This is a genomic window from Tabrizicola oligotrophica, from assembly GCF_011008935.1.
Lineage (GTDB): Bacteria > Pseudomonadota > Alphaproteobacteria > Rhodobacterales > Rhodobacteraceae > Tabrizicola_A > Tabrizicola_A oligotrophica.
The window spans coordinates 63,146-87,313 of the sequence record NZ_JAAIVJ010000003.1; the positions used below are offsets into that span (position 1 = coordinate 63,146).

The window sequence follows — 24,168 nt, forward strand, 5'->3', positions numbered from 1 at the left end:
GGAAAGAAAGGCCCGATGCCAGAAAGGCCGCGCCCATGTTCGAAATCGCCACCCACCTCGCGCTTCTCCTGATCGTTGCGGCCTTTGTCGCGGGGTTTGTCGATTCCATCGCGGGCGGCGGCGGGCTGATCGCCATGCCGATGCTGCTGATCGCAGGGGCCTCGCCGCTGGAGGCTCTGGCGACCAACAAATTGCAGGGCGCTTTCGGAGCCGGCACGGCAACGGTGGCCTATGCCCGCGCCGGCCATGTGCGGCTTGGAGAACAGTTGGGCATGGCGACGGTTTCTGCCCTTGCCGCGGCGGCAGGGGCCGTGGTGGCCAAGGCGATGCCGGCCGACATCCTGCGCCTTCTCATGCCGGTGATCCTTGTCGCCGTCGCGGCCTTCTTCGCGCTGAAACCGGGGCTTACCGATCTGGAACAAGTGCAGCGGCTGGCGCCTGCCGCCTTCACCTTTACCGCCGTGCCGCTGATTGCCGGCTATGACGGATTCTTCGGGCCGGGGACCGGCAGTTTCTTCATGCTGGCCTTTGTCCTGCTGGCGGGGCTTGGGATGCTCAGGGCCACGGCGCACACCAAACTGCTGAACTTTGCGTCCAACATCGGATCTCTGGCCGTATTCATCCCTTCCGGCGCAATGTGGTGGGGGGTCGGCATCGGCATGGGACTGGCGCAGATCGCCGGGGCCGCGCTTGGGGCGAAGATGGCGATTCGGGTGGGCGCACGACTTATCAAGCCCTTGATCGTGACGGTGTCTGTCGCCATGGCGCTGCGCCTGTTGTGGCAGGCGCTCGGCTGACACCCCTTCAATGAAAAAGGCCCCCGCGCGGGGGGCCTGATCCTTTACTCCGCCGGAACTTTCATCGGCTCATCCGACAAGGGGTGGGCCAGATGCGGCAGCATCTCGCGCGGGCAGACTTGCAGGAAGTTCGCCCGCTCGCCTTCCCAGTTCGCCAGAATGCGGCTTGCCAGCCGGCTGCCGGTCTCGGCCGCATGAGCCTCGACCAGGCCTTTCAACTGCGCCTCCCAGTGGCCATGGCCGATGCCGCAGGTGACAAGGCTTTCGGGGTTGACGAAATCCTCGGCCGTGCCCGCCGGGTCATAGATATAGGCCATGCCGCCGGTCATGCCCGCAGCGAAGTTGGCACCGATCCGGCCAAGGATCACGGCCACACCGCCGGTCATGTATTCACACCCGTTGGAACCGCAGCCCTCGACCACCACCGAGGCGCCCGAGTTGCGCACCGCAAAGCGTTCGCCCGCGCGGCCGGCGGCATAGAGGAAGCCGTCGGTCGCGCCGTAAAGCACGGTATTGCCGATGATGGTGTTGTCCGAGGCCGTCAGCGGCGAAGACATCTGCGGCCGCACGGTAATCGTGCCGCCTGAAAGGCCCTTGCCGACATAGTCGTTGGCATCGCCCTGCACCTCGATCTTGAGGCCCCGCACCGCAAAGGCCCCCAGCGACTGACCGCAAGAGCCCGAGAGCTTCACGGTCAGATGGTCGGGCTGAAGATTGTTCTTCATGCCGAACTTCTTGACGATGTGCGACGAGGCCCGGGTGCCGATGGTGCGCAGCGTGTTGCGCACGGCGTAGCTGAGTTGCATCTTCTCGCCGTCTTCAAAGAAGCGGTGTCCGTCCTTGATGATTTCCGCATCCAGCGTGTCCGGCACCGCATTCCGGGGCTTCGAGCGGTCATAGGTGATGCGGTTTGCCCCATCCACTGTGATAAGCAGCGGGTTGAGGTCCAGATCATCCAGATGCGCCGAACCGCGCGAGACCTGCGTCAGCAGATCCGCCCGACCGATGATCTCATCCATCGACCGCGCGCCGATGGCGGCGAGGATTTCCCGCACTTCCTGCGCGTAGAAGGTAATCAGGTTCACCACCTTGTCGGCGCTGCCGGTGAACTTGTCGCGCAGCTTCTGGTCCTGGGTGCAAACCCCAACCGGGCAGGTGTTCGACTGGCACTGACGCACCATGATGCAGCCCATCGCGATCAGGGCCGCCGTGCCGATGCCGTATTCCTCGGCACCCAGCATGGCCGCCATCACGATATCGCGCCCGGTGCGCAGACCGCCGTCGGTGCGCAGCGTCACCCGCTCGCGCAGGTTGTTCATCGACAGCACCTGATGCGCCTCGGTCAGGCCCATTTCCCACGGCAGGCCAGCGTATTTGATCGACGTGGCCGGGCTGGCCCCGGTGCCGCCATTATGGCCCGAGATCAGAATGATGTCGGCCTTGGCCTTGGCCACGCCTGCGGCGATGGTGCCCACGCCCGAGGCCGCCACCAGCTTCACCGTCACCTTGCAGCGTGGGTTGATCTGCTTCAGGTCATAGATCAACTGGGCAAGGTCTTCGATCGAATAGATGTCGTGGTGCGGCGGGGGCGAAATCAGCGTCACGCCCTTGGTCGAATGGCGCAGCCGCGCGATCAGTTCGGTCACCTTCATGCCCGGAAGCTGGCCGCCCTCGCCGGGCTTCGCCCCTTGGGCGACCTTGATTTCCAGCTCTTCGCAGGCGTTCAGATATTCCGCCGTCACGCCAAAGCGGCCCGAGGCCACCTGCTTGATCTTGGCACAGGGGTTGTCGCCGTTCGGGAACGGATGCTGGTGCACCGGGTCCTCGCCACCCTCGCCCGAATCCGACTTCGCGCCGATGCGGTTCATGGCGATGTTCAGCGTCATATGCGCTTCGGGGCTAAGGGCACCCAAGGACATGCCGGGCGTGACAAAGCGCTTGCGGATCGAGGTGATGCTTTCCACCTCTTCAATTGGCACCGCCTTGCCAAGCGCCTTGATGTCCAGAAGGTCGCGGATGTGGATCGGCGGGTTGGCCCGCATTGCCGCCGAATACTGCTTCCAGATGTCATAGGACGCCCGGTCACAGGCCGATTGCAGCATGTGCATGGTTTGGGCCTCCCAGGCATGCTTTTCGCCCGAGCGCCGCGCCTTGTAGATGCCGCCGATGGGCAGAACGTCGGAACCGCCCAGCCAGCCCTTCGCGTGAATTTCCTCCAGCTTCTGCTCGATCCCGTGCAGACCGATGCCGGAAATCCGGCTTTGCATGCCGGGGAAATATTCCGCCACCATGGCGCGGCTCAGACCCACAGCCTCGAAGTTCAGGCCGCCGCGATAGGAGGAGATCACCGAAATCCCCATCTTCGACATGATCTTCAAGAGACCCGCGTCGATCGCATCGCGGTAAAGCCGCATGGCATCGGTGAGCGAGCCTTCCAGCAGGCCACGGTTGATGCGGTCGGCCAAGGAATCTTCGGCCAGATAGGCGTTCACCGTGGTCGCGCCGCAGCCGATCAGCACGGCGAAATAATGCGCGTCGATGCATTCCGCCGAACGGACGTTGATCGAACAGAAGGTGCGCAGGCCCTTGCGGGTCAGCCAGGAATGAATGGCGCTGGTCGCAAGGATCATCGGCATGCCGACCTTGCCCGTCCCCTGATGTTCGTCGGTCAGCACAAGCTGGCCCGCACCCGAGCGCACGGCGTCTTCGGCCTCGGCCCGGATACGCTCCAGCGCCTGCCGCAGGTCATCATGGCCGGGCGTCACCGGGAAGGTGCAGTCGATAAACGCCACCTGTGCGCCAAAGCGCTTCACCAGCACCTCATACTCGGCATTGCCGATGAAGGGGCTTTCCAGCACCAGAATCTCGGTCTGGCTGGAGTTTTCGTCCAGCACGTTGCGCAGGTTGCCGAAGCGGGTTTTCAGCGACATCACCCGGCCTTCGCGCAAGCTGTCGATCGGCGGGTTGGTGACCTGAGAGAAGTTCTGCCGGAAGAAATGGCTGAGCGGCCGGTAGATCGACGACAGCACGGCGGCGGGCGTATCATCGCCCATCGAGGCGACCATTTCCTTGCCGTCTTCGGCCATCGGCGTCAGGACCTGTTCCAGCTCCTCCACCGAATAGCCGGCGGCGATCTGGCGCTTGCGCAGCTCGGCCCCCTGGAACTGCGCTCTTTCCGGCACGTCTTTCAGAAGCGCGTTCAGGTCAACGATCTTGCCGATCCAGTCGCCATAGGGCTGTGCGGCGGCGAGTTTGTTCTTCAACTCGGTGTCGTGGTAAAGCTTGCCCGCCGCCATATCGACGGCAATCATCTGCCCCGGTCCCAGCGCGCCCTTTTCGCGGATCGTGGTTTCATCGACCGGCACCATGCCGGCCTCGGACCCGGCGATCAGCAGGCCGTCGCCCGTCACCACATAGCGCATCGGCCGCAGCCCGTTGCGGTCAAGCCCGCCGCAGACCCAGCGGCCATCGGTCATGGCCAGCGCCGCCGGGCCGTCCCAGGGCTCGATCACCGAATTGCAGTAGGAATACATGTCAGCCCAGGCCTTGGGCATGTTGGTGGTGGCCTTCGACCAGGCTTCCGGCACCAGCATGGTTTTCGCCATCGGCGCCGACCGGCCCGAGCGTACCAGAACCTCGAACACCGAATCCAGCGCACCCGAATCCGACGTGCCGCCGGGGATGATCGGCTTGATGTCTTCGGCCATGTCGCCGAAGGCCGAGGAGGCCATGCGAATCTCATGGCTCTTCATCCAGTTGACGTTGCCCTTCAGCGTGTTGATCTCGCCGTTATGCGCGAGCATGCGGAACGGTTGCGCCAGCCACCACTGCGGGAAGGTGTTGGTGGAATAGCGCTGGTGGTAGATCGCAAAGGCGCTTTCAAACCGCTCGTCTTCCAGATCGGGGTAGAAGGTCGAGACCTGCTCGGCCAGCATCATGCCCTTGTAGATAATCGAGCGGCACGACAGGCTGCACAGGTACATCCCGGCGATGCCCGAGGCGGTTGCCGCCTTTTCGATCCGACGGCGGATGATGTACAGCTCGCGCTCGAACTGCTCCTGGTCGATGTCCTTTTCGCAGCGGATCAGGATCTGCTCGATTTCCGGGCGCGTGGCATTGGCCTTGTCGCCCAGAACGCTGGTGTCCACCGGCACATGGCGCCAGCCATAGATGTAATGGCCCATGCGCAGCACTTCGGTTTCCACGATGGTCCGGCAACGCTCCTGCGCGCCGAAATCGGTGCGCGGCAGGAAAACCTGACCAACCGCGATCAGCTTGTGCAGATCGGGCTCATGCCCGGTGCGGCGCACCTGATCGTAGAAGAACTTGACCGGGATCTGCACATGGATGCCCGCGCCGTCGCCGGTCTTGCCATCGGCATCGACCGCGCCGCGGTGCCAGACCGCCTTCAGCGCGTTGATGCCGTTTTCCACGACCTTGCGCGAGGGCTTGCCCGAGACCGAAACCACCAGACCGACGCCGCAAGACGAATGCTCATCCTCGGCCTTGTAAAGCCCGTTGGCATCCAGCCAGGCGCGCTTTTCTTCCTCAGCTTTCACCCAGGCTGCATCAAAGTTGGTCATGGGTCAGGCCCTCCTTGGAAAGCTGCGACAGCACGGCGTCACAGTCGAAAATCGGTTGAGTGGATTCAAAGCCCTTGTCGCCGGGGCGAAAGAACTTCACCGGGTGGCCGTCCATCGGCAGCCAGCCGCCATTGCCGTCGTCCCATTCGGACGCGCCCGAGAAGAACATCCGCCAGTCGCGGCTGATGTATTCATTCCCCCGCGCCCGGCGCAGGATGGTGCCGGCAGCATCGGTTTCGGTGTATTCGAATTCGGTCTCGTCCAGCGTCACGCCGTCGATGGTCACGGTCTTGCCGGTCAGCCGGTCATAGCCGCGCACTTTGGAATGCTCGCCCGTGTCCTTCGACAGCTCGAAGATGAAGTCGTCGCGCCCGGTTTCAACCAGTGTGCTGAAGCTGGCCGGATCGTCGGGGTTCGCATCCAGCGTCTGCGTCACCACCGGGTTCAGCTCGATGCTTTCGATCCACTGGGTCTCGTCGTCGATCCGGCTCAGGAAGAACGGACCTTCCTGATCGAAATCCGCCCGCCATTTGTGCCCCGCCGGATCGGCCTCGCAGGTGTAGTAATTCGCCACATAGCAGCCGCGCGACTGCACGGTCAGATAGGTCGCACAGCCCTCGGGCGCAACAAAGCTGCCCGCAAAGGCGGGGGAGGCGGCAAGCAGAAACGGCAGGGCGAGGGCTTTCATCGGTGAACCTGACGTCATTCCGCCGCAACGGCGTTCGGTTGAGCCAGATAGCCAAGGATCGCCTCGGCCGCCTCGCGGCCATCGCGGATCGCCCAGACCACAAGGCTCGCGCCCCGCACGATGTCGCCGGCGGCATAGACGCCGGGCAGATTGGTGGCATGGCTGCGGAAATCGGCCTTGACGGTGCCCCAGCGGGTGACGCCCAGATCCGGCACGCCCCAGAGCGTCGGAAGATCTTCCGGCTCGAACCCCAGCGCCTGCACCACCAGCTCGGCCGGCTCGGCGTAATCCGCGCCCTCGATCACTTCCGGCGACTGGCGGCCCGAGGCATCCGGCGCACCAAGGCGCATCTTCTGCACCAGAACCCCGTCAACCGCGCCATTGCCGGTAAAGCCCCGGGGGGCCGAGAGCCAGACGAAATCGACGCCTTCCTCCTCGGCGTTCTGCACTTCGCGCATCGAGCCGGGCATGTTCGCCTTGTCGCGGCGGTAAAGGCACTTCACTGAAACCGCACCCTGCCGAATGGCGGTGCGCACGCAATCCATCGCGGTATCGCCGCCGCCGATCACCACCACGCGCTTGCCCTTGGCATCCAGCGTGCCGTTGTCGAACTCGGCCACATCATCGCCAAAGGACTTGCGGTTGGAGGCGGTTAGGTAGTCGAGCGCCTTGACGATGCCCGACAGACCCGCGCCCGGCGCCTCGATGGCGCGCACCTTGTAGACGCCGGTCGCAATCAGCACCGCGTCATGCTGGCCGCGGATGGCATCGAACGAGATGTCCACGCCCACGTTGCAATTCATCACGAACTGCACCCCGGCCTTTTCCAGCTGTTCGATGCGCTGCATCACCACCGGCTTTTCCAGCTTGAAGCCGGGGATGCCATAGGTCAGCAGCCCGCCCGCGCGGTCGTAGCGGTCATAGACCGTGACCTGCACGCCCTGCCGGCGCAGCATGTCGGCGGCAGCAAGACCACCCGGGCCAGCGCCGATGATGCCGACCGATTCCGAACGCTCGGCATGGGGCTTGATCGGCTGGACCCAGCCCTGTTCCCATGCGGTGTCGGTGATGTATTTCTCCACCGCGCCGATCGTCACCGTGCCGTGGCCCGACTGTTCGATGACGCAGTTGCCCTCGCACAGCCGGTCCTGCGGGCAGATGCGGCCGCAGATTTCGGGGAAGGTGTTGGTGGCCTGACTGATCTCATAGGCCTCTTGCAGCCGGCCCTCGGCGGTGAGGCGCAGCCAGTCGGGGATGTTGTTGTGCAGCGGGCAATGCGACTGGCAATAGGGCACGCCACACTGGCTGCAGCGGCTGGCCTGTTCGGCCGCCTTTTCCGAGGCAAATTCGCGGTAGATTTCGTGGAAATCGGTCGCCCGGTTGGCCGCTTCGCGCTTGGTCGGCATTTCCTTGCCGACCGTGACGAATTTCAGCATCTTCTGCGTGGCCATGGCTGCGCGCCCCCAAAGGATTTTCGACAGAGTTTTCTTCCGTCGCAGGGATACTTTGGGATGCCGACAAATAAAAGTCAGCACAGCTGACCTATTGGCGGTAATTTCCGCCCCTATACGCCCAGCTTCTCATTTATCTCGCAAAAAATGGTCAGCTAGATTTACCTATTTCCTCAATACCCCAGCGAAAGCGCCCCAAGCGCGGCGGCGCCGAGGATGATTCGCCACCAGCCGAACAGCACATAGCCATGCCGGCTGATGTAGCCGAGCAGCCATTTCACCACGATGACACCCGTCAAGAACGCCAGCCCGAACCCGACGCCGATCTCGGACAGCGCCGAAAAGTCCAGCACGTCGCGGTTCTTCAACAGATCATAGCCCACCGCCGCCGCCATGGTCGGCATTGACAGGAAGAACGAAAACTCCGCCGCCGCGCGCTTTTCGACGCCAAGAAACAGCGCGCCGACGATGGTGGCACCAGACCGGGACACGCCGGGAATCATCGCCAGACATTGCACCACCCCGATCACCAGCGCCTTGCGGAACGGCAGCGCCGTGGCGTCATGGTGCCGGGGCTCCGGGGCAAGCCGGTCAACGAACAGCAGCACCACGCCACCAAGGATCAGCATGACCGCGATCAGGCGCGGCGTTTCGAACAGCACGGACTTGATGAAGTCATGCGCCAGAACGCCCACCACCACGGCGGGCAGAAAGGCAAGCGTCACCGAAGCGACAAAGCGCGCCGAGGCCGGGTCACGATGGACTGTCGAGAACACCTGCCAGAGCTTGCCGAAATAGACGGTCAGAAGTGCCAGCACTGCGCCAAGCTGGATCACCACCTCAAAGGTCTTGCCGGCACTTTCAAAGCCCAGAAAATGCGAGGACAAGAGCAGATGCCCAGTGGAGGATACCGGCAGGAACTCGGTCAGGCCCTCGACAAGGCCCAGAAAAGCAGCGGTCAGCAGATCGCCCAATCAGGCTTTCCGCAGATTCTTGGCCGATTCCATGATGGCGGCATACTGGCCCGAGGGCCGGTGGCACCACAGATATTCCGGCAGCACCGAGTCCATGTCGGTGGGTTCAATCCCCAGATCGGCAAAGCCCCTGGCGCCCGCCGAGACTACGTTGTCGGATTTCAGGCTGTCGACCTGATCGCGGGTCAGGATCTTGTTCGGGATCAGGCCCAGCGTCAGGGCAGAGCCGAAATCAAGCGCCGTGGCCATGGCCTTGGCCACGAAGAACGGCGTGTTCAGCACCAGACGGCGGCGGCGGATGATGCCCAGCATCTTGCCCATCAGGTCACGGAAGGTCGCCACTTCCGGTCCGCCGAGTTCATAGATGCCATGGGCCTGCCCCAGCACACCCTTGACTGCAGCCTGCGCCACATCGTCGACATGCACCGGCTGGAAACGGGTGCCGGCACCGACAACCGGCAGGATCGCCCCAAGGCGGGACATCGCGGCAAAGCGGTTGAAGAAATGGTCCTCGGAGCCGAAGATCACTGACGGCCGCAGGATCATGGCATTCGGGAAGGCCGCCAGAACGGCCTTCTCGCCCTCGCCCTTCGACCGCGCATAAAGGCTGCCGCCTTCGGGATTGGCGCCGATGGCCGAGATATGCACCAGTGTCTGCACGCCGCTTGCCGCCGCGATGCGCGCGATGCGGCCCGGCGCTTCGGCCTGCACGGCGCTGAAGTTGTTCTTGCCGCCGCGGTCAAAGGTGCCGACGCAGTTCACCACCGCATCCGACCCCGCCATGGCAGCGGCCACCGAGGCATCGTTGCGCACATTGCACAGCACCGGCTCCACCTGACCGACGACGCCATAGGGCTTGACGTGCAGCGCCTCGTTCGGGCGGCGCACCGCCACCCGCACCCGCCAGCCTGCCTGCGCCATGCGCCGGGCAATATAACGCCCGACGAAACCCGAACCGCCGTAGATGGTGACAAGCTTGCTCATGGCCAAACCCCTTGCTGGCACACGGAGGACCGGCCTCCGGTTTGGCCCTGAATAGCTTTGCCGCCGGTCACGGGCAAGACCAAAGGCCGTTTTCACGTCGCGACGAAAAAACACAAAAAGCCGCCGAAAAGCCCGTTGACTCCCCCATTTGCCGCGGCTACACCCCGCCCCACTGAAGCGTGCCCAGATGGCGGAATTGGTAGACGCACTGGTTTCAGGTACCAGCGCCGCAAGGCGTGGAGGTTCGAGTCCTCTTCTGGGCACCAACTACTCTCAAGAGGCCGCCTTCGGGCGGTCTTTTGCTTTTCGGCCCGCGTCAACGTTGACCCCTCCCCTTGGCAGGTCTAAGCCGAAGCCGACATATTCGGAACGGAACCCCGCCTTGACCATCCACCTGCACGCAAATGACCTGCCTGACGGCCTGACCCTTGGCCCGATCGTGGCGATCGACACCGAGACCATGGGCCTTGACCCGCGCCGCGACCGGCTTTGCGTGGTGCAGCTGTCGGATGGCAAGGGCGACGCCCATCTGGTGCAGATCGCCCGTGGCCAGACCAGCGCGCCCAATCTGGAGCGGCTTCTGACCGATCCGGCGGTGCTGAAGCTGTTTCACTTTGGCCGCTTTGACGTGGCCGCGCTGCAAAAGGCCTTTGGCGTCCGCACGGCGCCGGTCTGGTGCACGAAGATCGCCTCGAAGCTGATCCGCACCTACACCGACCGGCACGGGCTGAAGTACCTGCTGGCGGAATATGTCGGGGTCGATGTGTCCAAGGCGCAGCAGACTTCGGACTGGGGCTCGGCGACACTGACCGAGGCGCAGAAGGAATATGCCGCCTCGGACGTGCTGTATCTGCACAAGCTGAAGGACGCGCTGGAGGCGATCCTGCTGCGCGAGGGCCGGATGGATCTGGCGCAGCGCTGCTTTGATTTCCTGCCTGCCCGGGCGGAACTGGATCTTCTGGGATGGGACGAGCCGAATGATCTCTTCCACCACTGATTTTCTGGCCACCGGCCGCCGCGTCATCGCGCGCGAGACCGAGGCCCTGGGCATTCTGGGCGACAGCCTTGGCGACAGTTTCGGCCGCGCGGTGGAACTGATCCTTGCCGCGCAGGGCCGGGTGATCGTTTCGGGCATGGGAAAATCGGGCCATATCGCGCGCAAGATCGCGGCGACATTCGCCTCCACCGGGACGCCCGCGCACTTCGTCCATCCCGCCGAGGCCAGCCACGGCGATCTGGGCATGGTGACGTCGGGCGACGTGGCGCTGGTGCTGTCGAATTCGGGCGAGACCTCGGAACTGGCCGACATCATCGCCCATACCCGGCGGTTCTCCATCCCGCTGATCGGGATTGCCAGCCGCGAAGGCTCGACCCTGCTGCGGCAATCCGATGTGGCGATCTTGCTGCCGCAGGTGCCGGAAGCCTGCGAAACCGGGATCGTGCCGACCACCTCCACCACCATGACGCTGGCGCTTGGCGATGCGCTGGCGATTGCGCTGATGGAACACCGGCGGTTCACGCCCGAGCATTTCCGCATGTTCCACCCCGGCGGCAAGCTGGGCGCGAAGCTGCTGAAGGTCGCGGACCTGATGCATGACGAGGTGCCGCTGATCGGCTGGGACCGCCCCATGGGCGAGGCGCTGATCGAGATCAGCCGCAAGGGGTTTGGCGTCGTGGGCGTGACCGATGATGCCGGGCTTCTGGCCGGCATCATCACCGACGGCGACCTGCGGCGGCATATGGAGGGGCTTCTGGCCCTGACCGCCGGGCAGGTGATGACGAAGAACCCCCGCGCCATCGCGCCCGAGGCACTGGCCGAAAAGGCTGTGGCCGAGATGAACGACCGCAAGATCACCAGCCTGTTCGTGGTCGATCCGGCCGATCCCGGCAAGCCGCTGGGCATCGTCCACATCCACGATTGCCTGCGCGCCGGAGTGGTCTGAGGTGGCCCGCCCGGCCAGCGACAACCTGCATTCCAGGGTGGTGATGATCCTGAAAGTCAGCTTGCCGCTGGTGGCGCTGGCAATCCTGTCCTCGCTTTTCCTGATCTCACCGCCGATCGACCCCGAGGATGCCATCCCCTATGCCGATGTCGAAATCGCTGACCGCCTGGCCGAGCCCCGCATGACCGGCGCGGGTTTTGCGACCGTCACCTCGGACGGCGCAACGCTGACACTTTCTGCCGACCGGGCAGCGCCTGTTGCCGGCGGGGCAGAGGTGGCGGGGCTGCGTGGACAGCTTGCGTCTGCCGACGGGGCGGTGACCGAAATCACGGCTGCCGCCGGAAAACTTGACCGCACAGCGGGTCAGCTGGAGTTGCACGACGGGGTCAGACTTTCCACATCGACCGGGTATGAGGTGGTGACCGACAGCCTGACCATGGGCACCGACCGCAGCTTTCTGGAAAGCGGCGGGCCGGTCACCGCGACGGCGCCGATGGGAGAGCTGACTTCGGGTGGCCTGCGACTGGACCGCGCGGCGGATGGCTCTACCCATCTTCTGGTTTTCAACAAGGGCGTTCGCCTGATATACCGGCCCCAGCCTTGACGGATTTTCCCGATGCTTGATCGTTTCTTCCCCGCTTTGCTTGCCTTGGCCCTTGGCCTTGCCAGCGCTCCGGCCATGGCGCAGGGGACAGAGGTTTCCTTCGGCGGGCTGAAGGCCGATACCGGCCTGCCCGTCGAAGTGACCGCCGAAAGCCTGTCGGTCAATCAGGCCGACGGCACCGCGATCTTTGCCGGCGAAGTTCTGGTCAAGCAGGGCGAGATGCGCCTGCAGGCCGGCGAGGTGAAGGTGGAATATGATGCAACCGGCAAGGCCATTGACCGGCTGCACGCGACCGGCGGCGTCCTGATGGTCAATGCCACCGACGCGGCCGAGGCCGCCGAAGCCGTCTACACTATCGCTTCGGGCGAAGTGGTGATGATGGGCGGCGTACTGATGACCCAGGGCGCCACCGCGATCAAGGGCGACACGCTGCACATCAACCTGAAAACCGGCACCGGGCGCATGGAGGGCGGCGTGACCACCACCTTCATGCCGGGGGGCAACTGATGAGCCGTCCAGATCTTGGCGTCACCGAAGGCACAGGCGGCCTGACGATCCGCGCGCTGCGCAAAAGCTACAAGCGCCGCCCGGTGATCCGCGACGTGTCGATGCAGTTGAACCGCGGCGAGGTCGTCGCGCTTCTGGGCCCGAACGGCTCGGGCAAGACCACGACCTTCTATTCCATCGCCGGGCTGGTGACGCCCGAGGGCGGGCAGGTGTTGATCGACGGGCGCGATGTGACCGCGCTGCCGATGTATCGCCGGGCGCGCCTGGGCATCGGCTATCTGCCGCAAGAGGTGTCGATCTTCCGGGGCCTGTCGGTTGAAGACAACATTCTGGCCGTGCTGGAGATTCGCGAAGGCGATCGGCACAAGCGGCGCGAGCGGCTGGAAGAACTCCTCAGCGAGTTTTCCATCACCCATCTGCGCCGCGCCCCAGCGCTGGCCCTGTCAGGCGGAGAACGCCGGCGGGTCGAGATCGCCCGCTGTCTGGCTGCCGATCCGAAATACCTGCTGCTGGACGAGCCGTTCGCCGGGGTTGACCCGATTGCAGTCGGGGAAATCCGCCATCTGGTCCATGATCTGAAATCGCGCGGCATCGGCGTTCTCATCACCGACCACAACGTGCGCGAAACGCTGGAAATTGTTGATCGCGCTTATATTTTGCACGATGGCACGGTGCTGAAGCACGGCACAACCGACGAAATCATCCGCGATGAAATGGTGCGCCGTGTCTATCTCGGCGAGAACTTCCGCATCATTTGACCGAAGGCCATACGCCGCAGTTGACAAGTGCCCCTGCGCGTCCCCAAATGAAGGGGATGCAACCGTCACTTGCCCTTCACGGTCCTGACGATGCGGCCAGCCCCCGGCCCCGCCATGATCGCCGGTTGACTGCCAGACCCCCCATAAGAACAACGAAAAATTCACAGACCTCGGCGGAAGTCCGGGGCTGATCACCTGCGCGAAGGAGGCATCATGCGCTATCAAATCAGCGGTAAACAAATCGACATCGGTGAGGCGCTTCAGACCCATGTGAAGGCCGAACTTGGCGAAGTTGTGGAGAAGTATGCCCAGCGGCCGACCGAGGCGGTGGTGGTGTTTTCCAAATCCGCGCATGAGTATGTCTGCGAGGCGACCATTCACCTGTCGACCGGGCTGAATGCCCAGGCCAAGGGGCATGCCGCCGAAATCTATGCCGCCTTTGAATCCTGCCGCGAGAAGATGGACAAGCAGCTGCGCCGCTACAAGCGCCGCATCCGCAACCATCACCAGAACCGTCCGGCCCCTGTTGAATTCGGCGGGGCGTCCTCGTATATCCTCGCGCCAACAGAGGAACCCGAAGACGGTGACTCCGGCGAATTGCAGCCGATCGTCATTGCCGAGATGGAGACGAAGATTCCTTCGATCACCGTCGGCGAAGCGGTCATGCAGCTTGAGCTGGGCAGTCAGCGGATGCTGGTGTTCCGCAATGAGGGACATGGCGGGGTGAACGTCGTATATCGCCGGGATGACGGCAATATCGGCTGGATCGACCCGCGCAACAGCAAATGAGCCGTCCGTCACGGGCGGCGGATACGGGAACGGCCGATGGACCTGTCTAAACTTCTGACCCCTGCCGCGGTGCGGGTGCTGGGCCAGATGACGTCGAAGAAGCGTCTCTTCCAGGAACTGGGGGAGATCGCTTCGCAGGCCTATGGCCTGACCGCCGCCACCGCCATCGACGGGCTGCAAGAGCGCGAGAGCCTTGGACCGACGGGTGTGGGCAATGGCATTGCCCTGCCCCACGCCCGTCTGGTCGGGATGGAGAAGATCACCGGCATCTTCCTGCGGCTGGAAAAGCCGCTGGATTATGAAAGCGTCGACCGCCAGCCGGTCGACCTGGTGTTCTGCCTGCTTGCCCCCAAGGATTCCGGGGTGGACCATCTGAAGGCTCTGGCGCTGGTCAGCCGGACGATGCGCGATGCCGGCACCTGCGCCAAGCTGCGCGCCAACAGCGACCCGTCCAAGCTGTATGCCATCCTGACCGAAGCCAAGGCGCCGGCTGCCGCCTGAGGGTGGATCACTTGACCAGATAAGGCCGGCCGCGGCGGGATGTTCCGTTTGGTAGCGCCCCGGAGGTCGGGAAATCGCCCATGAGAACCGGCTGCATCCCCTGATTGCGCAGGTTTTGCAGAAATTGCCCAAAGCCGGTCAGATCGGCGAGTCGCGGCGCCTCGGTCAGGCGGCGCATGGAGCGTGGGCTGATCTCGTCAACGATGGTCTGCAACGGCTCCATCGGGCTTTCGACGAATTCGGCCAGCGTCCAGGTGCGGACCCGCGCCTTGACCCAGGAGGCCCGCAGGATCGACAGAAATTCCGCCTCGATCTTCTGCAACTGCGCCGCCTCGCGCCGGATATCCCCGAAATTGCGGTTCGAATGGAACAGCGGGATCGCCCAGGCCCCGGAAATTACCGAAATCTGCGCGTTTGAATCGCCCGCGACGAAGCCTGCAAGCTTCTGATTGTCGGCCGGCCCGAACTGGAAACACTGACGCTCGCCCCGGGTGTTCCAGATCAGGTTGGTCAGAAAGCTTTTCGAGTTGTAGTCGCGCATCGCCGCGCTGTCGGAAAGCGCGCCGTTGTAGACCGCATCGCCTGCCGCGAAATGCACCCGTTCCGGCGCGAAAAGATGGCCATGAACCCGGGTGCCGGTGGCCTTGCCAAGCCAGATCTCGAAATTTTCGAACAGGTCGGAAAAGCCCTCGAACACGGAATAGGGCGCGGCGGTGCGGCCGTTTTCCCAGTTCACGTTCGGATAGCGCGATTGCATGTAAAGCCCGGCCCGGCCCTTTGTCCGCCGCTCGACCGCGCGGGCAAAGAGCCGGTCAATCTTGCCGGGGTTCGGTTCGGCCGCCGGCTGGTTGCCGGGATCGTCGGACAGGAACGTGGCGTAAAGCCGTGCCGCATGCGGCCAGATCTTGCGCGCGACAAAGCAATCGGACCGGCGCAGGATTTGCAGGTGGTCATCGTAGAAGATGTGCGGCTTGCCCTGGAAATCGAACTTCGACAGCGTCAGCGATCGGCTTTCGACATTGGCCGAGACCTGACGGACCAGCGTCTGGAAGTAGGATTCGTCGGGAATCCAAACCCGGCGGAAATAGCGGTCGATCTCCTCCCGCTCCGGGTTTTCCAGGATGGCCGACAGGGTTTGCCGCGTCAGGCACCACCACTGGCTGCCCAGATGCGGCACGATACCCGCCGGGATGCGACGGCGAAAGCGCAGGCGGCGCTGCAGGCGGACATAGCCGTCAAACAGCCGCCGTTGCTTGCGCCACGAAAACGGGAACCGCAGGGTGAAGCGTTCGACATCCAGCCCGCCGATGGTCCAGCCGACATCTTCGGTGGTGACGCTTTCGATGAAATCGGTGCGCTGGCGTTCGTCGAGATAGCGCACCAGCTCTTCCACCGGGCGCAGCGGCAGGCAGGAACCGGAGGACAGATAGACGTGCCGCACCTTCGGAAAGTGCCGCAGCATGATGGTCGAGGCTTCCTGTGTGGCAGCAACGATGCCCCAGGTGCCCCATTCACAGGCATGCCGCCCGGAAAACCGCACGTTCTGCAAATCGGCCAGCGCCCGCACCAGCCCGTCATAGGCCTTGCGCTTCACCCGCTTGTCGACATGGATCACCACCGGGCAGTCATGCGTGGCCCAGTGCCGCGCCACCTGCGCCGCCCGGTCCAGTGCCGTGTGGCACAGCATGACGAAGCCGACGGTCACGCCCAGTTCCCCTTCGACATCAGGCCCAAAATCTCCAGCTGGCGCCAGTTGATGTATTTCTCGGACCATTTGCACCACAGATCGGGCTCTCTGGCCATGGCCAGCCGATAGGCGCGATATTCGTGGCTGTTGGCGTAGTGCTGCTTGCGCTCCATCTCTTCTTCGGCCTTGCGCGCGAAGGTGTCGAGAAACTTGGCATGAAGCAACACGCCCGAAGCCTTTTCTCCGCCCCATTCGTCATAGACCTGATTGAGCCCGCGCGGCAAAAGCATGTGGGTCGAGGAAGCATAGGCATAAGACCGATGCCATTTGACAAGCGGGACCTTGTTCAACGCCGGCGCCCGTTCAGGCAGGTCGGCGAAGAATACCCGGGCGCGTGGGCCGCCCTGGATCCACAGGTTGCCGTATTTGCGGTTACGCTCGATCGTGTAATTGCCGCTGTCGAACCACTGCGCGATTTCGAACGGGTCCTGCCCTTCGTGATAGGTCTGCGCGTCAAACGGTCCCTTGGGATACATGTCAAGAAGCATCGCCGAAAACGACTTGATCGACGAGGCGTCCAGCCAATCGGTCAGCGCCCGCAGCGGCCGCGTGTCGCAGAACGGATAGACGAAGAATTCGTCCGGATCGACGACAAGGCACCAGTGGTCGTGCCCGTATTTGAATTGCAGCCAGTTCAGCCAGTCGACTCCGAAACGCGACCGTTTATAGCTGTGGCCCGTGGTCCACAGCGACACATCCGGCTGCGCCGCCAGGTATTCCCGGCCCCCGTCATCGCTGCCATTGTCCACCATCAGGAAGTGGTTAACGCCGAGGTCGCGATAATAGCTCAGAAAGAACGGCAGCCGCACCCGTTCATTGCGGAAGGTCGAGTAAAGCAGGATGTTGCCGGGGGCGATCCGCGCCGTGCGCTCCGACACCGCCCGCAGCTCCCGGCGTTTGCGAAAAGCCCGGATCAGCCAGCGCTTGCGCGCAAGCCGAAGCATGTATCTGGAAAAGACGCTCAAACCCCAGACTTTCTGCTCACTGCCTCATCCGTTCCAGCATGGTTATCCGCCAAGACTTAAGACCGCGTTGAAATGATCCGCCCAGAGAAGGCGGATCGGCGGCTCTGTTCCGGGCCTGCCATCTTGTGGAAAAGCCGATTGCCTCACGATTGCTTCCACCCAAGAATATATGTCGTCCGGGGGCAGGTAAACTGCCTTGTTCCCAATGGTTTCACGGGTAACCGGCAGGTCTGCGGCGATCACGGGGATGCCAAGACTGGCGGCCTCGAGCGGGGGAAGGCCGAACCCTTCGGCGCGGCTTGGCGCCAGAAGCGCCGTGGCACGCGACAGAAGTGCTGCGACGGCCCCGTCGGACAATCCGTTGATTTCCTGAACGGGACCACCGCGAGGAAGGGCATCAAGCCGGGCCAGCAGGTCTTTGTCTGCCCAGCCCCGATTGCCGATGATGAACAATGTCGGGGCCGGCTGTGGCAGGCGCTCCCAGACATCAAGCAAAAGCGGATGGTTCTTGCGCGGCTCGATGGTGCCAAGGCACAGGTAGAAAGGCGGTGTCGGCGCCAGCCCTTCGGGCAGGGCGGCAGGGTCGGGCTGCGCAAGATCGACGCCCAAGGGCGCCACCAGGGCAGGGGGAATGCGGCCCAGCCGGGCAAACTGCGCCTCGGTGCCCTGCCGCGTCGTGTTGGTCAGATGGATCACCCGGTCGGCATGATGCGCCACCGCCGCCAGCTTGCGCCGGAAGACCTGCACCGTATCGGGGCGGACAAACTCGGGGTGATCCAGCGGGATCGTGTCATGCACCATCACGGTGACGGACAATCCCGCCGCCTTCAGCGCGGCAAGCCCCTGATCGGTCAGGTTCGCATGTCCGACGTTGAAATAGGTCGTGGCAGGCGGCAGGCGGCGCAACAGGCGGGAAAGACCGGACCGGGCGGCACGGGCCAGGGCGGTCTTCCTTGCCGCGGTTTCCGCCCGGGCGCGTGTCTTGTCCTTGCGGTGCAGAAGGCGCGACAAGAGATCTGCGGGCGGCAGCGGGGCCTCTGCCTGCAGCAGGTGCAAAAGCCGGGCGCAACCGGACCGGTCCAGCAGCAGCCAGCCCGCCGCCGTGCGGATCAAGGCAAACAGCGGAGCGGCCTCCGACAGGAAATGGCGCAGATAGGCAAGTTCGACCCGGTCGATGCCCGTCAGCGGCCCCCTGCCCAAGCGCGACACCAGCCGCGTCAGATCAAGAAGCCGCGCCGCCGCCACCGCTTACTGCGCGGCCTTTTGCAGCGCCATCATGTCCTGCAGATAGGCGCCGAATTCCTCGCGCAGGTCGGGCCGGGCAAGGCCGAAGGCCACGGTGGCCTGCAAGAACCCGGCCTTCGAACCGCAATCATAGCGCTGGCCGCGGAACCGGTAGCCATAGACCTTGCCGGTCCTGGTTTCCTCGGCGATGGCGTCGGTCAGCTGGATTTCGCCGCCCGTGCCCTGCTTCAGCTTGTTCAGGTTGGTCAGCACCTTGGGCGACAGAATATAGCGCCCGATCACCGCCAGATTCGAAGGCGCATCCTCGGGCTTTGGCTTTTCCACCATGCCCTTGGCCTGCACGATCGAACCCATGTCCTCGGCAATGTCGAGAACGCCATAGGACGAGGCCTTGGCCGGCGGCACCTCCATCGCGGCGACCATATTGCCGCCGGTCTGGTCATAGGCTTCCATCATCTGCTGCAGGCAGGGCTTTTCGGCGGCGATCACGTCGTCGGGCAACAGGACGGCAAAGGGCTCATCGCCGATCAGGCGGCGGGCGCACCAGACGGCATGGCCAAGACCCATCGGGCGGTTCTGCCGCAGATAGGCGATGGCCCCGGAATCCATGTTGGTTTCCTTGAGAATCTCCAGAAGCTCGTCCTTGCCGGCCTTGCGAAGTGTGTTTTCCAGTTCCGGGGCGTGGTCGAAGTAATCTTCAAGTGCGGATTTGCCGCGCGAGGTGACGAAGATGAACTCCTTGATACCGGCCGCGCGGGCCTCGTCGATCGCATACTGGATCAACGGCCGGTCGACCAAGGTCATGATTTCTTTCGGGATCGACTTCGTCGCGGGCAGGAAGCGCGTGCCCATGCCGGCAACCGGGAAAACTGCCTTCGTAACTTTCTTGGCCTTCATCGTAACAACCTTCGGTCTGCCCGCCTTGTTTTTGCCATATTACGCACCAGCGGGAAACAATTAACAGGTTTTCCGCCGACTATGGCGGTTCCTAACTGCACATTACGTCACTTTACACACAATTCTGGCAAGATTGCGGGGAATAACCCGTCAATTCTCACCGAACCGGGCGAAACGGTGCGACACGCGCCGTTTCCTCGGCAACGCGAGCCGAAAACCGCGTCAGGCGCAGGCGCGGGCCTTGACGGGTGGACCAGCCGAACAGACCGCCGGTTTGCAGCCAGAAGCCCTGGTCGGTGAACTGGACGCGATGGGCGCGCGGGCTGGGGGCAAGGCAGAAGACGGTGACGATTTCGCCTGCCGCGACGGCCGCCGCCGCCTGACGCAACAGGCGCGGCTTTTGCCACGGCCGCCCGGCGATGACGCGCCCCGGCTTCGGCCCGGTGCCGGCAAGGCGCAAGAACTCCGACGGCACAGCGGCAATCGGCGGCAGCGGGCCCAGCGGGCGGGCCATGCCATCGTCCCATCCGGCTGCAAGCGTGTCCAGCAGGGCCTCGGCCTCGGGCGGCGAAAGCCGGTTTTCGGCGCGCAGGCGGGCAACGCGGTCGCGCTGAGCCTCGATCGCGGGGAGGGTGTCCAGCTCCAGCATCTCGGGCGCGTGGCGGCGCAGGAAGACGGCGATGCTGGCCGCAATCTCGTACAGGCTGGTCGGCACCCGATCCTGCCGCCGCCGCGCGCTGGCGGCAAAGGCGTGATGGACCCGGGCTTCGGGTACAATGGCGGTCAGCCCCTGCGGGGCAAGGCGCAGGCCGATGTCGGCATCTTCAAGATAGAACCGGTAGGCCGGATCAAACCCGCCAGCCGCCAGCAGGCTTGAGCGGCGGAAAGCGCAATTGGTGCCAACGGGTTTGACCGCACGCAGCAGGGTTCCCGCGTGCAGGCTGATGCCAGAGGTGATCGGCAACGGATGGTCCTGCCCGGCAGCATCGGTTTCCGCCGCCGCCCACTGCAGCGAAATCCCGTTGCGGCCAAGGGTATATCCCGTGGCCGCAACCACCTGCGGATCAAGAAAGGCGCGCGCCAGACGGCTGGCCCATGTGGGCTCTGGCACGGCGTCATCGTCGATGAAGGCCACCACCTCGCCCTGCGCCACGCCAAGCCCCATGTTGCGGGCAAGACTGATGTTGTTGCCGGGGTTGGCCACGACCCCCGCGGTGCAGCCCGCAGCGCGCATCGCGTTGCAGGCCTGCTCGCTGGAAGCGCCGTCCGCCACCAGCCGGATTTCCAGCGCCGGATGATCCTGTTGCTGCAAAGCCAGCAGACAGCGCCGCAATGTTACCGGCCTTTGCCAACTGACAATCACCACCGAGACACTGGGCAGCGTCTGGCTCATCCCATCGCGGCCATCATGGCCTCGATCACCGGCACGTCGCTGGGGTTGTTCAGTTCCCAGAACTGGCGGCCCTTGGCCTGCACTTCGACGCACAGCACATGGCGGCCGTTTTCAAGGAAGCGCAGCTGCTCCAGCCCCTCCAGCTTTTCCAGGGGACCGACCAGCCACGCGGGATAAGCCGCCAGCGCGGCGGGGCGATAGGCATAGACGCCAACATGATGGAACACCGGGGTTGCCTCGTCGTCGGCATAGGTCTTGCCGGTAAAGGGGATCACCTCTTTCGAGAAGTAAAGCCCGCGCATCCCCGCCCCGAACACCGCCGTCGTGCCCCCCACCCGGCCCGCGCGGCGGTCGGCGAGCAGGCCATTCAGCCCACGCCCGTCGCAGCGCAGAACCGGGGTGGCAATGTCGGCGGCAGGATCGGCGATCAGGCCCTTGACCAGATCCTCGACGAACCAGGCCGGCGTCAGCGGCGCGTCGCCCTGCAGGTTCACCACCACATCGAACCCCGGCAGCTTTGCCGCCACTTCGGCGCAGCGCTCGGTGCCGTTCTGGGCGTCCGGGGAGGTCATCACCACCTCGGCCCCGAAGCTTTCGGCATGGGTGCGGATGCGGTCGTCATCGGTGGCCACCACCACCCGGTCAACGCCCGCAACTGCCATGGCGGCCTCCCACGAGCGGCGGATCAAGGTCTTGTCGCCATCGGGACCTTTCAGCGAAACCAAGGGCTTGCCGGGATATCGGGTCGAGGCATAGCGGGCGGGAATGGCAACGAGAACGCTCATTTCTTCAGGTCCACGCCGGGCGCATGGGCGATGAAGAACGGGTTGTCCCAGCCGGACTTGCCGTAGGTCAAAGGCGTATGGTCGTCAAACCGCACCACCTGCCCGCCCGCGCCGCGCAGCACGGCGTCGCCGGCGGCGGTGTCCCATTCCATGGTGCGGCCAAGGCGCGGGTAAAGGTCGGCCTCACCGGTCGCCACCAGACAGAACTTCAGGCTGGAGCCCGCGGATTTCATGTCCTTGCAGGCATATTTGCCGATGTAGTCGTCGGTTGCCGCATCGCGGTGCGACTTCGAGGCCACCACCATCAGCGCGCCATTGTCGGGGGCCGAGACCTTGACCGGCTGCACCGGCCCTGTGGCATCCTTTGCCAAAATGCCGGTTTCCTCGACCGACTGGCCGTCGGCCTGCGTGTAGAACAGCCGCCCCTGTGCGGGGGCATAGACCACTCCGCGCAGCGGCACGCCATCTTCGACATAGGCGATGTTCACCGTGAAATCGCCGCGGCGCTGGACGAATTCCTTGGTGCCATCCAGCGGATCGACGATCAGGAAGGTCTGGGCGGTCAGCGCGTGGCTGTCGGCCTGCTCTTCGGTGATCAGCACCACGTCGGGAAACGCCGCCCTGAGCCCCGCCGAGATCAGCGCATCGGCCGCCTCGTCGGCCTCGGTCACCGGGCTGGCGTCGCCCTTCACCTTCACCTCGAAATCCGGGCCGTTGTAGACCTGCATGATGGCCTCCCCCGCCTCGAGCGCAAGGCGGCGGATGATCGGGATCAGGCGGTCGAAATCCATGGGAACTCCTGGGCAGGCGGGCCATCACGGCCTTGACGTTGATTTAACACAGAGCGGCCTTTATCATGTGCTGAAAAGGGAACAACAAGATTTCCCGCGCAAACCGGGCGGCAAGGCCCCGGATGAGGTAGTGCAGCGATGTTCCGTCCCACCGCGCCGACAAGCCGGATCGGCAGCACCTTCGCGCTGCTCGAGCTGATCTTCCATGCCTCGGTGCGTCACGTCCGCAAGTCGAACGGCAATGCGATCGTGGGTCTTCTGGTGTCCATCGCGCAATCGCTGGTCGGCATCGGGGTGATGCTGCTGATGTTCAACCTGATCGGCCGCAGTGTCGGCACGCAGGTACGCGGCGATTTCATCCTTTACATCATGTCGGGCATCTTCAGCTTCATGACCCATGCCAAGGCGATCAAGGCGGTGTCCGGGGCCGAAGGGCCGACCTCGTCAATGATGAAGCACGCGCCGATGAACACCATCGTTTCGGTCTCGGCCGCGGCGCTTTCGGCGCTTTACATGCAAACCCTGTCAGCGGCGGTGATCCTGTTCGGCTATCATGCGCTCTGGACGCCGATCTCGATTGACGAACCGGTGGGCGTGGCCGCGATGTATCTGCTGTCGTGGTCGTCGGGCATCGGCATCGGGCTGATCTTCAAGGCGATCACGCCTTGGGCGCCCGACTTCTTCTCGGTGGCCACCACGGCCTATACGCGTGCGAATTTCGTCTTTTCCGGCAAGATGTTCGTGGCCAACATGACGTCGATGTACATCCTGTCGGTCTTCATGTGGAACCCCTTGTTCCACTGCATCGACCAGACCCGCGGCTACATGTTCCTGAATTACGAGCCGCGCTATACTTCGGCGCTTTATCCGGTCATCACGACCTTCGTCCTTCTGGTCATCGGCCTGATGATGGAGCGGTATACCGAAAAGCACATCTCGGCGAGCTGGAACGCCAAGCGATGAAGCTTTGGCTTGGCCTCGCGCTCGCGGCCACGCCGGTCATGGCCGAAACGGCCTATCCCTCCTTGCATGATGTGGCCGGCGTGGCGGCAACCGATGTGCTGAACATCCGCGCCGAACCCCGAAGCGCAAGCGCAATCATCGGAAGTCTCACGGCGACTGAAACCGGTATCGAGGTCGTCGCCATCAGCCCCGACGGCAGGTGGGGACGGGTCAATACCGGCGAGACCTCGGGTTGGGCGGCCTTGGCCTATCTGCGGGTGCAGGACAGGCCGGCGTGGTTCGCATTGCAGGGGAGCCTGCACTGCGCGGGGGCCGAGCCGTTCTGGGCCGCACAGATCGACCCGGCAGGCGCCGGGCTCGTCACCTTTGGCACACCGGAGACCGACGATCTCCCGTTGCAGATTCAAGCTCTCTGGCCGGGGGATGACTGGCGCCCGGTTGCCGGCCTGAGCCTTGCCTCGGCGACAGCGACCGGCATGGCCGTGATCCGCGCCGAGAGCTGTTCCGACGGCATGTCAGACCGGGCGTCCGGCCTTGGAATCGACCTGTTCCTCAACCTCGGCAACGGTGGCGAGGCCCGGGCGCTGCGCGGCTGCTGCGCCCTTGCCCCATGAGCCGTTGCCCCTCCGTCCGATTTCTGCGCATTCGAGCCAGATTCGATTGCCAAGCCCGCTTGCGGCCCCAAAATCCCCTCCCTATATACGCCCAGAAGCCGGACCGGGCGGCCGCCTGTTCCGGGTCTCACATGGGATCGGGTCGGGATGCCTTCTTGGGTTCCGCCCCACAACATCGCCGAAGGAAAG

Annotated in this window: 22 protein-coding genes and 1 tRNA gene; 11 read left to right on the plus strand and 12 right to left on the minus strand. The window is 64.1% G+C overall.

Annotation, left to right across the window (positions count from 1 at the left end; genetic code table 11):
- The first annotated feature begins 35 nt into the window (after positions 1-35).
- Entirely contained in the window at positions 36-797 is a 762-nt protein-coding gene (locus G4Z14_RS06820) for a TSUP family transporter (RefSeq protein WP_164624052.1), read from the plus strand.
- Between the two features lie 44 nt (positions 798-841).
- Here the strand turns inward: G4Z14_RS06820 and gltB are convergent, their stop codons facing one another.
- The 5 genes from gltB to G4Z14_RS06845 all read right to left on the minus strand — a co-directional run bounded on the left by gltB (position 842) and on the right by G4Z14_RS06845 (position 9,477).
- A complete protein-coding gene (gltB, locus tag G4Z14_RS06825) occupies positions 842-5,380 on the minus strand; it encodes a glutamate synthase large subunit (RefSeq protein WP_164624053.1) in 4,539 nt (1,512 codons plus the stop codon).
- On the minus strand, positions 5,367-6,068 hold the full coding sequence (locus G4Z14_RS06830) for a hypothetical protein (RefSeq protein WP_227751578.1): 702 nt from the start codon (positions 6,066-6,068) through the stop codon (positions 5,367-5,369). The genes gltB and G4Z14_RS06830 overlap by 14 nt, the downstream gene beginning before the upstream one ends.
- A 14-nt stretch (positions 6,069-6,082) precedes the next feature.
- Entirely contained in the window at positions 6,083-7,519 is a 1,437-nt protein-coding gene (locus G4Z14_RS06835; RefSeq protein ID WP_164624055.1) for an NAD(P)-dependent oxidoreductase, read from the minus strand.
- Between the two features lie 173 nt (positions 7,520-7,692).
- Complete coding sequence (locus tag G4Z14_RS06840) at positions 7,693-8,493, minus strand: undecaprenyl-diphosphate phosphatase (protein WP_164624056.1); 801 nt, start codon at positions 8,491-8,493, stop codon at positions 7,693-7,695.
- Positions 8,494-9,477 carry a complex I NDUFA9 subunit family protein gene (locus G4Z14_RS06845; protein WP_164624057.1) on the minus strand — a complete coding sequence of 328 codons (984 nt, stop codon included), beginning with the start codon at positions 9,475-9,477 and terminating at the stop codon, positions 8,494-8,496.
- A 181-nt stretch (positions 9,478-9,658) separates the two neighbouring features.
- Between G4Z14_RS06845 and G4Z14_RS06850 the strand changes: the two genes are divergently transcribed.
- The 8 genes from G4Z14_RS06850 to G4Z14_RS06885 all read left to right on the plus strand — a co-directional run bounded on the left by G4Z14_RS06850 (position 9,659) and on the right by G4Z14_RS06885 (position 14,579).
- Positions 9,659-9,743, plus strand: a tRNA-Leu gene (locus tag G4Z14_RS06850).
- Between the two features lie 116 nt (positions 9,744-9,859).
- Positions 9,860-10,474 carry a ribonuclease D gene (locus tag G4Z14_RS06855; RefSeq protein ID WP_164624058.1) on the plus strand — a complete coding sequence of 205 codons (615 nt, stop codon included), beginning with the start codon at positions 9,860-9,862 and terminating at the stop codon, positions 10,472-10,474.
- Positions 10,455-11,420 carry a KpsF/GutQ family sugar-phosphate isomerase gene (locus tag G4Z14_RS06860; protein ID WP_164624059.1) on the plus strand — a complete coding sequence of 322 codons (966 nt, stop codon included), beginning with the start codon at positions 10,455-10,457 and terminating at the stop codon, positions 11,418-11,420. The genes G4Z14_RS06855 and G4Z14_RS06860 overlap by 20 nt, the downstream gene beginning before the upstream one ends.
- Position 11,421: 1 nt before the next feature.
- A complete protein-coding gene (lptC, locus tag G4Z14_RS06865; protein WP_321573012.1) occupies positions 11,422-12,024 on the plus strand; it encodes an LPS export ABC transporter periplasmic protein LptC in 603 nt (200 codons plus the stop codon).
- A gap of 12 nt (positions 12,025-12,036) precedes the next feature.
- A complete protein-coding gene (locus G4Z14_RS06870) occupies positions 12,037-12,531 on the plus strand; it encodes an LptA/OstA family protein (protein ID WP_164624060.1) in 495 nt (164 codons plus the stop codon).
- A complete protein-coding gene (gene lptB / locus G4Z14_RS06875) occupies positions 12,531-13,289 on the plus strand; it encodes an LPS export ABC transporter ATP-binding protein (RefSeq protein ID WP_164624061.1) in 759 nt (252 codons plus the stop codon). Before G4Z14_RS06870 ends, lptB begins: the two co-directional genes overlap by 1 nt.
- Positions 13,290-13,502: 213 nt before the next feature.
- Positions 13,503-14,078, plus strand: a complete 576-nt coding sequence (gene hpf / locus G4Z14_RS06880) for a ribosome hibernation-promoting factor, HPF/YfiA family (protein WP_164624062.1) — start codon at positions 13,503-13,505, stop codon at positions 14,076-14,078.
- A gap of 36 nt (positions 14,079-14,114) precedes the next feature.
- Positions 14,115-14,579 carry a PTS sugar transporter subunit IIA gene (locus G4Z14_RS06885; RefSeq protein WP_164624063.1) on the plus strand — a complete coding sequence of 155 codons (465 nt, stop codon included), beginning with the start codon at positions 14,115-14,117 and terminating at the stop codon, positions 14,577-14,579.
- Between the two features lie 7 nt (positions 14,580-14,586).
- Here the strand turns inward: G4Z14_RS06885 and G4Z14_RS06890 are convergent, their stop codons facing one another.
- The 7 genes from G4Z14_RS06890 to cysQ all read right to left on the minus strand — a co-directional run bounded on the left by G4Z14_RS06890 (position 14,587) and on the right by cysQ (position 22,402).
- Positions 14,587-16,284 carry a beta-1,6-N-acetylglucosaminyltransferase gene (locus G4Z14_RS06890; RefSeq protein WP_164624064.1) on the minus strand — a complete coding sequence of 566 codons (1,698 nt, stop codon included), beginning with the start codon at positions 16,282-16,284 and terminating at the stop codon, positions 14,587-14,589.
- Positions 16,281-17,270, minus strand: a complete 990-nt coding sequence (locus G4Z14_RS06895; protein ID WP_164624065.1) for a glycosyltransferase family 2 protein — start codon at positions 17,268-17,270, stop codon at positions 16,281-16,283. The genes G4Z14_RS06890 and G4Z14_RS06895 overlap by 4 nt, the downstream gene beginning before the upstream one ends.
- A gap of 63 nt (positions 17,271-17,333) precedes the next feature.
- The gene (locus tag G4Z14_RS06900) at positions 17,334-18,500 is read right to left on the minus strand and encodes a glycosyltransferase family 4 protein (protein WP_164624066.1); all 1,167 of its coding nucleotides are present in this window, start codon (positions 18,498-18,500) and stop codon (positions 17,334-17,336) included.
- A 39-nt stretch (positions 18,501-18,539) separates the two neighbouring features.
- Positions 18,540-19,433 (minus strand): UTP--glucose-1-phosphate uridylyltransferase GalU, encoded by an 894-nt coding sequence (galU, locus tag G4Z14_RS06905; RefSeq protein ID WP_164624067.1) that lies wholly within the window; start codon positions 19,431-19,433, stop codon positions 18,540-18,542.
- 157 nt (positions 19,434-19,590) lie between these two features.
- Positions 19,591-20,826: a glycosyltransferase family 2 protein gene (locus G4Z14_RS06910; RefSeq protein ID WP_164624068.1), complete on the minus strand. Its 1,236-nt coding sequence runs from the start codon at positions 20,824-20,826 to the stop codon at positions 19,591-19,593.
- On the minus strand, positions 20,823-21,611 hold the full coding sequence (locus tag G4Z14_RS06915; RefSeq protein ID WP_164624069.1) for a 3-deoxy-manno-octulosonate cytidylyltransferase: 789 nt from the start codon (positions 21,609-21,611) through the stop codon (positions 20,823-20,825). Before G4Z14_RS06915 ends, G4Z14_RS06910 begins: the two co-directional genes overlap by 4 nt.
- Positions 21,608-22,402, minus strand: a complete 795-nt coding sequence (gene cysQ / locus G4Z14_RS06920; protein WP_164624070.1) for a 3'(2'),5'-bisphosphate nucleotidase CysQ — start codon at positions 22,400-22,402, stop codon at positions 21,608-21,610. The genes G4Z14_RS06915 and cysQ overlap by 4 nt, the downstream gene beginning before the upstream one ends.
- 138 nt (positions 22,403-22,540) lie before the next feature.
- Between cysQ and G4Z14_RS06925 the strand changes: the two genes are divergently transcribed.
- Together G4Z14_RS06925 and G4Z14_RS06930 are read left to right on the plus strand one after the other, a co-directional pair.
- Positions 22,541-23,365: an ABC transporter permease gene (locus tag G4Z14_RS06925; protein WP_164624071.1), complete on the plus strand. Its 825-nt coding sequence runs from the start codon at positions 22,541-22,543 to the stop codon at positions 23,363-23,365.
- Entirely contained in the window at positions 23,362-23,979 is a 618-nt protein-coding gene (locus tag G4Z14_RS06930) for an SH3 domain-containing protein (protein ID WP_164624072.1), read from the plus strand. Before G4Z14_RS06925 ends, G4Z14_RS06930 begins: the two co-directional genes overlap by 4 nt.
- The last annotated feature ends 189 nt before the right edge of the window (positions 23,980-24,168 follow it).

Excerpts from the sequence above, each read along its gene's own strand:
- G4Z14_RS06925 (WP_164624071.1), top strand. The coding sequence starts at position 22,541 with ATGTTCCGTCCCACCGCGCCGACAAGCCGGATCGGCAGCACCTTCGCG.
- G4Z14_RS06820 (WP_164624052.1), top strand. The coding sequence starts at position 36 with ATGTTCGAAATCGCCACCCACCTCGCGCTTCTCCTGATCGTTGCGGCC.
- G4Z14_RS06845 (WP_164624057.1), bottom strand. The coding sequence starts at position 9,477 with ATGAGCAAGCTTGTCACCATCTACGGCGGTTCGGGTTTCGTCGGGCGT.
- G4Z14_RS06835 (WP_164624055.1), bottom strand. The coding sequence starts at position 7,519 with ATGGCCACGCAGAAGATGCTGAAATTCGTCACGGTCGGCAAGGAAATG.
- lptB (WP_164624061.1), top strand. The coding sequence starts at position 12,531 with ATGAGCCGTCCAGATCTTGGCGTCACCGAAGGCACAGGCGGCCTGACG.
- G4Z14_RS06870 (WP_164624060.1), top strand. The coding sequence starts at position 12,037 with ATGCTTGATCGTTTCTTCCCCGCTTTGCTTGCCTTGGCCCTTGGCCTT.
- G4Z14_RS06915 (WP_164624069.1), bottom strand. The coding sequence starts at position 21,611 with ATGAGCGTTCTCGTTGCCATTCCCGCCCGCTATGCCTCGACCCGATAT.
- G4Z14_RS06930 (WP_164624072.1), top strand. The coding sequence starts at position 23,362 with ATGAAGCTTTGGCTTGGCCTCGCGCTCGCGGCCACGCCGGTCATGGCC.
- G4Z14_RS06885 (WP_164624063.1), top strand. The coding sequence starts at position 14,115 with ATGGACCTGTCTAAACTTCTGACCCCTGCCGCGGTGCGGGTGCTGGGC.
- G4Z14_RS06830 (WP_227751578.1), bottom strand. The coding sequence starts at position 6,068 with ATGAAAGCCCTCGCCCTGCCGTTTCTGCTTGCCGCCTCCCCCGCCTTT.
- galU (WP_164624067.1), bottom strand. The coding sequence starts at position 19,433 with ATGAAGGCCAAGAAAGTTACGAAGGCAGTTTTCCCGGTTGCCGGCATG.
- G4Z14_RS06910 (WP_164624068.1), bottom strand. The coding sequence starts at position 20,826 with ATGAGCCAGACGCTGCCCAGTGTCTCGGTGGTGATTGTCAGTTGGCAA.
- cysQ (WP_164624070.1), bottom strand. The coding sequence starts at position 22,402 with ATGGATTTCGACCGCCTGATCCCGATCATCCGCCGCCTTGCGCTCGAG.
- G4Z14_RS06860 (WP_164624059.1), top strand. The coding sequence starts at position 10,455 with ATGATCTCTTCCACCACTGATTTTCTGGCCACCGGCCGCCGCGTCATC.
- hpf (WP_164624062.1), top strand. The coding sequence starts at position 13,503 with ATGCGCTATCAAATCAGCGGTAAACAAATCGACATCGGTGAGGCGCTT.
- G4Z14_RS06895 (WP_164624065.1), bottom strand. The coding sequence starts at position 17,270 with ATGCTTCGGCTTGCGCGCAAGCGCTGGCTGATCCGGGCTTTTCGCAAA.
- gltB (WP_164624053.1), bottom strand. The coding sequence starts at position 5,380 with ATGACCAACTTTGATGCAGCCTGGGTGAAAGCTGAGGAAGAAAAGCGC.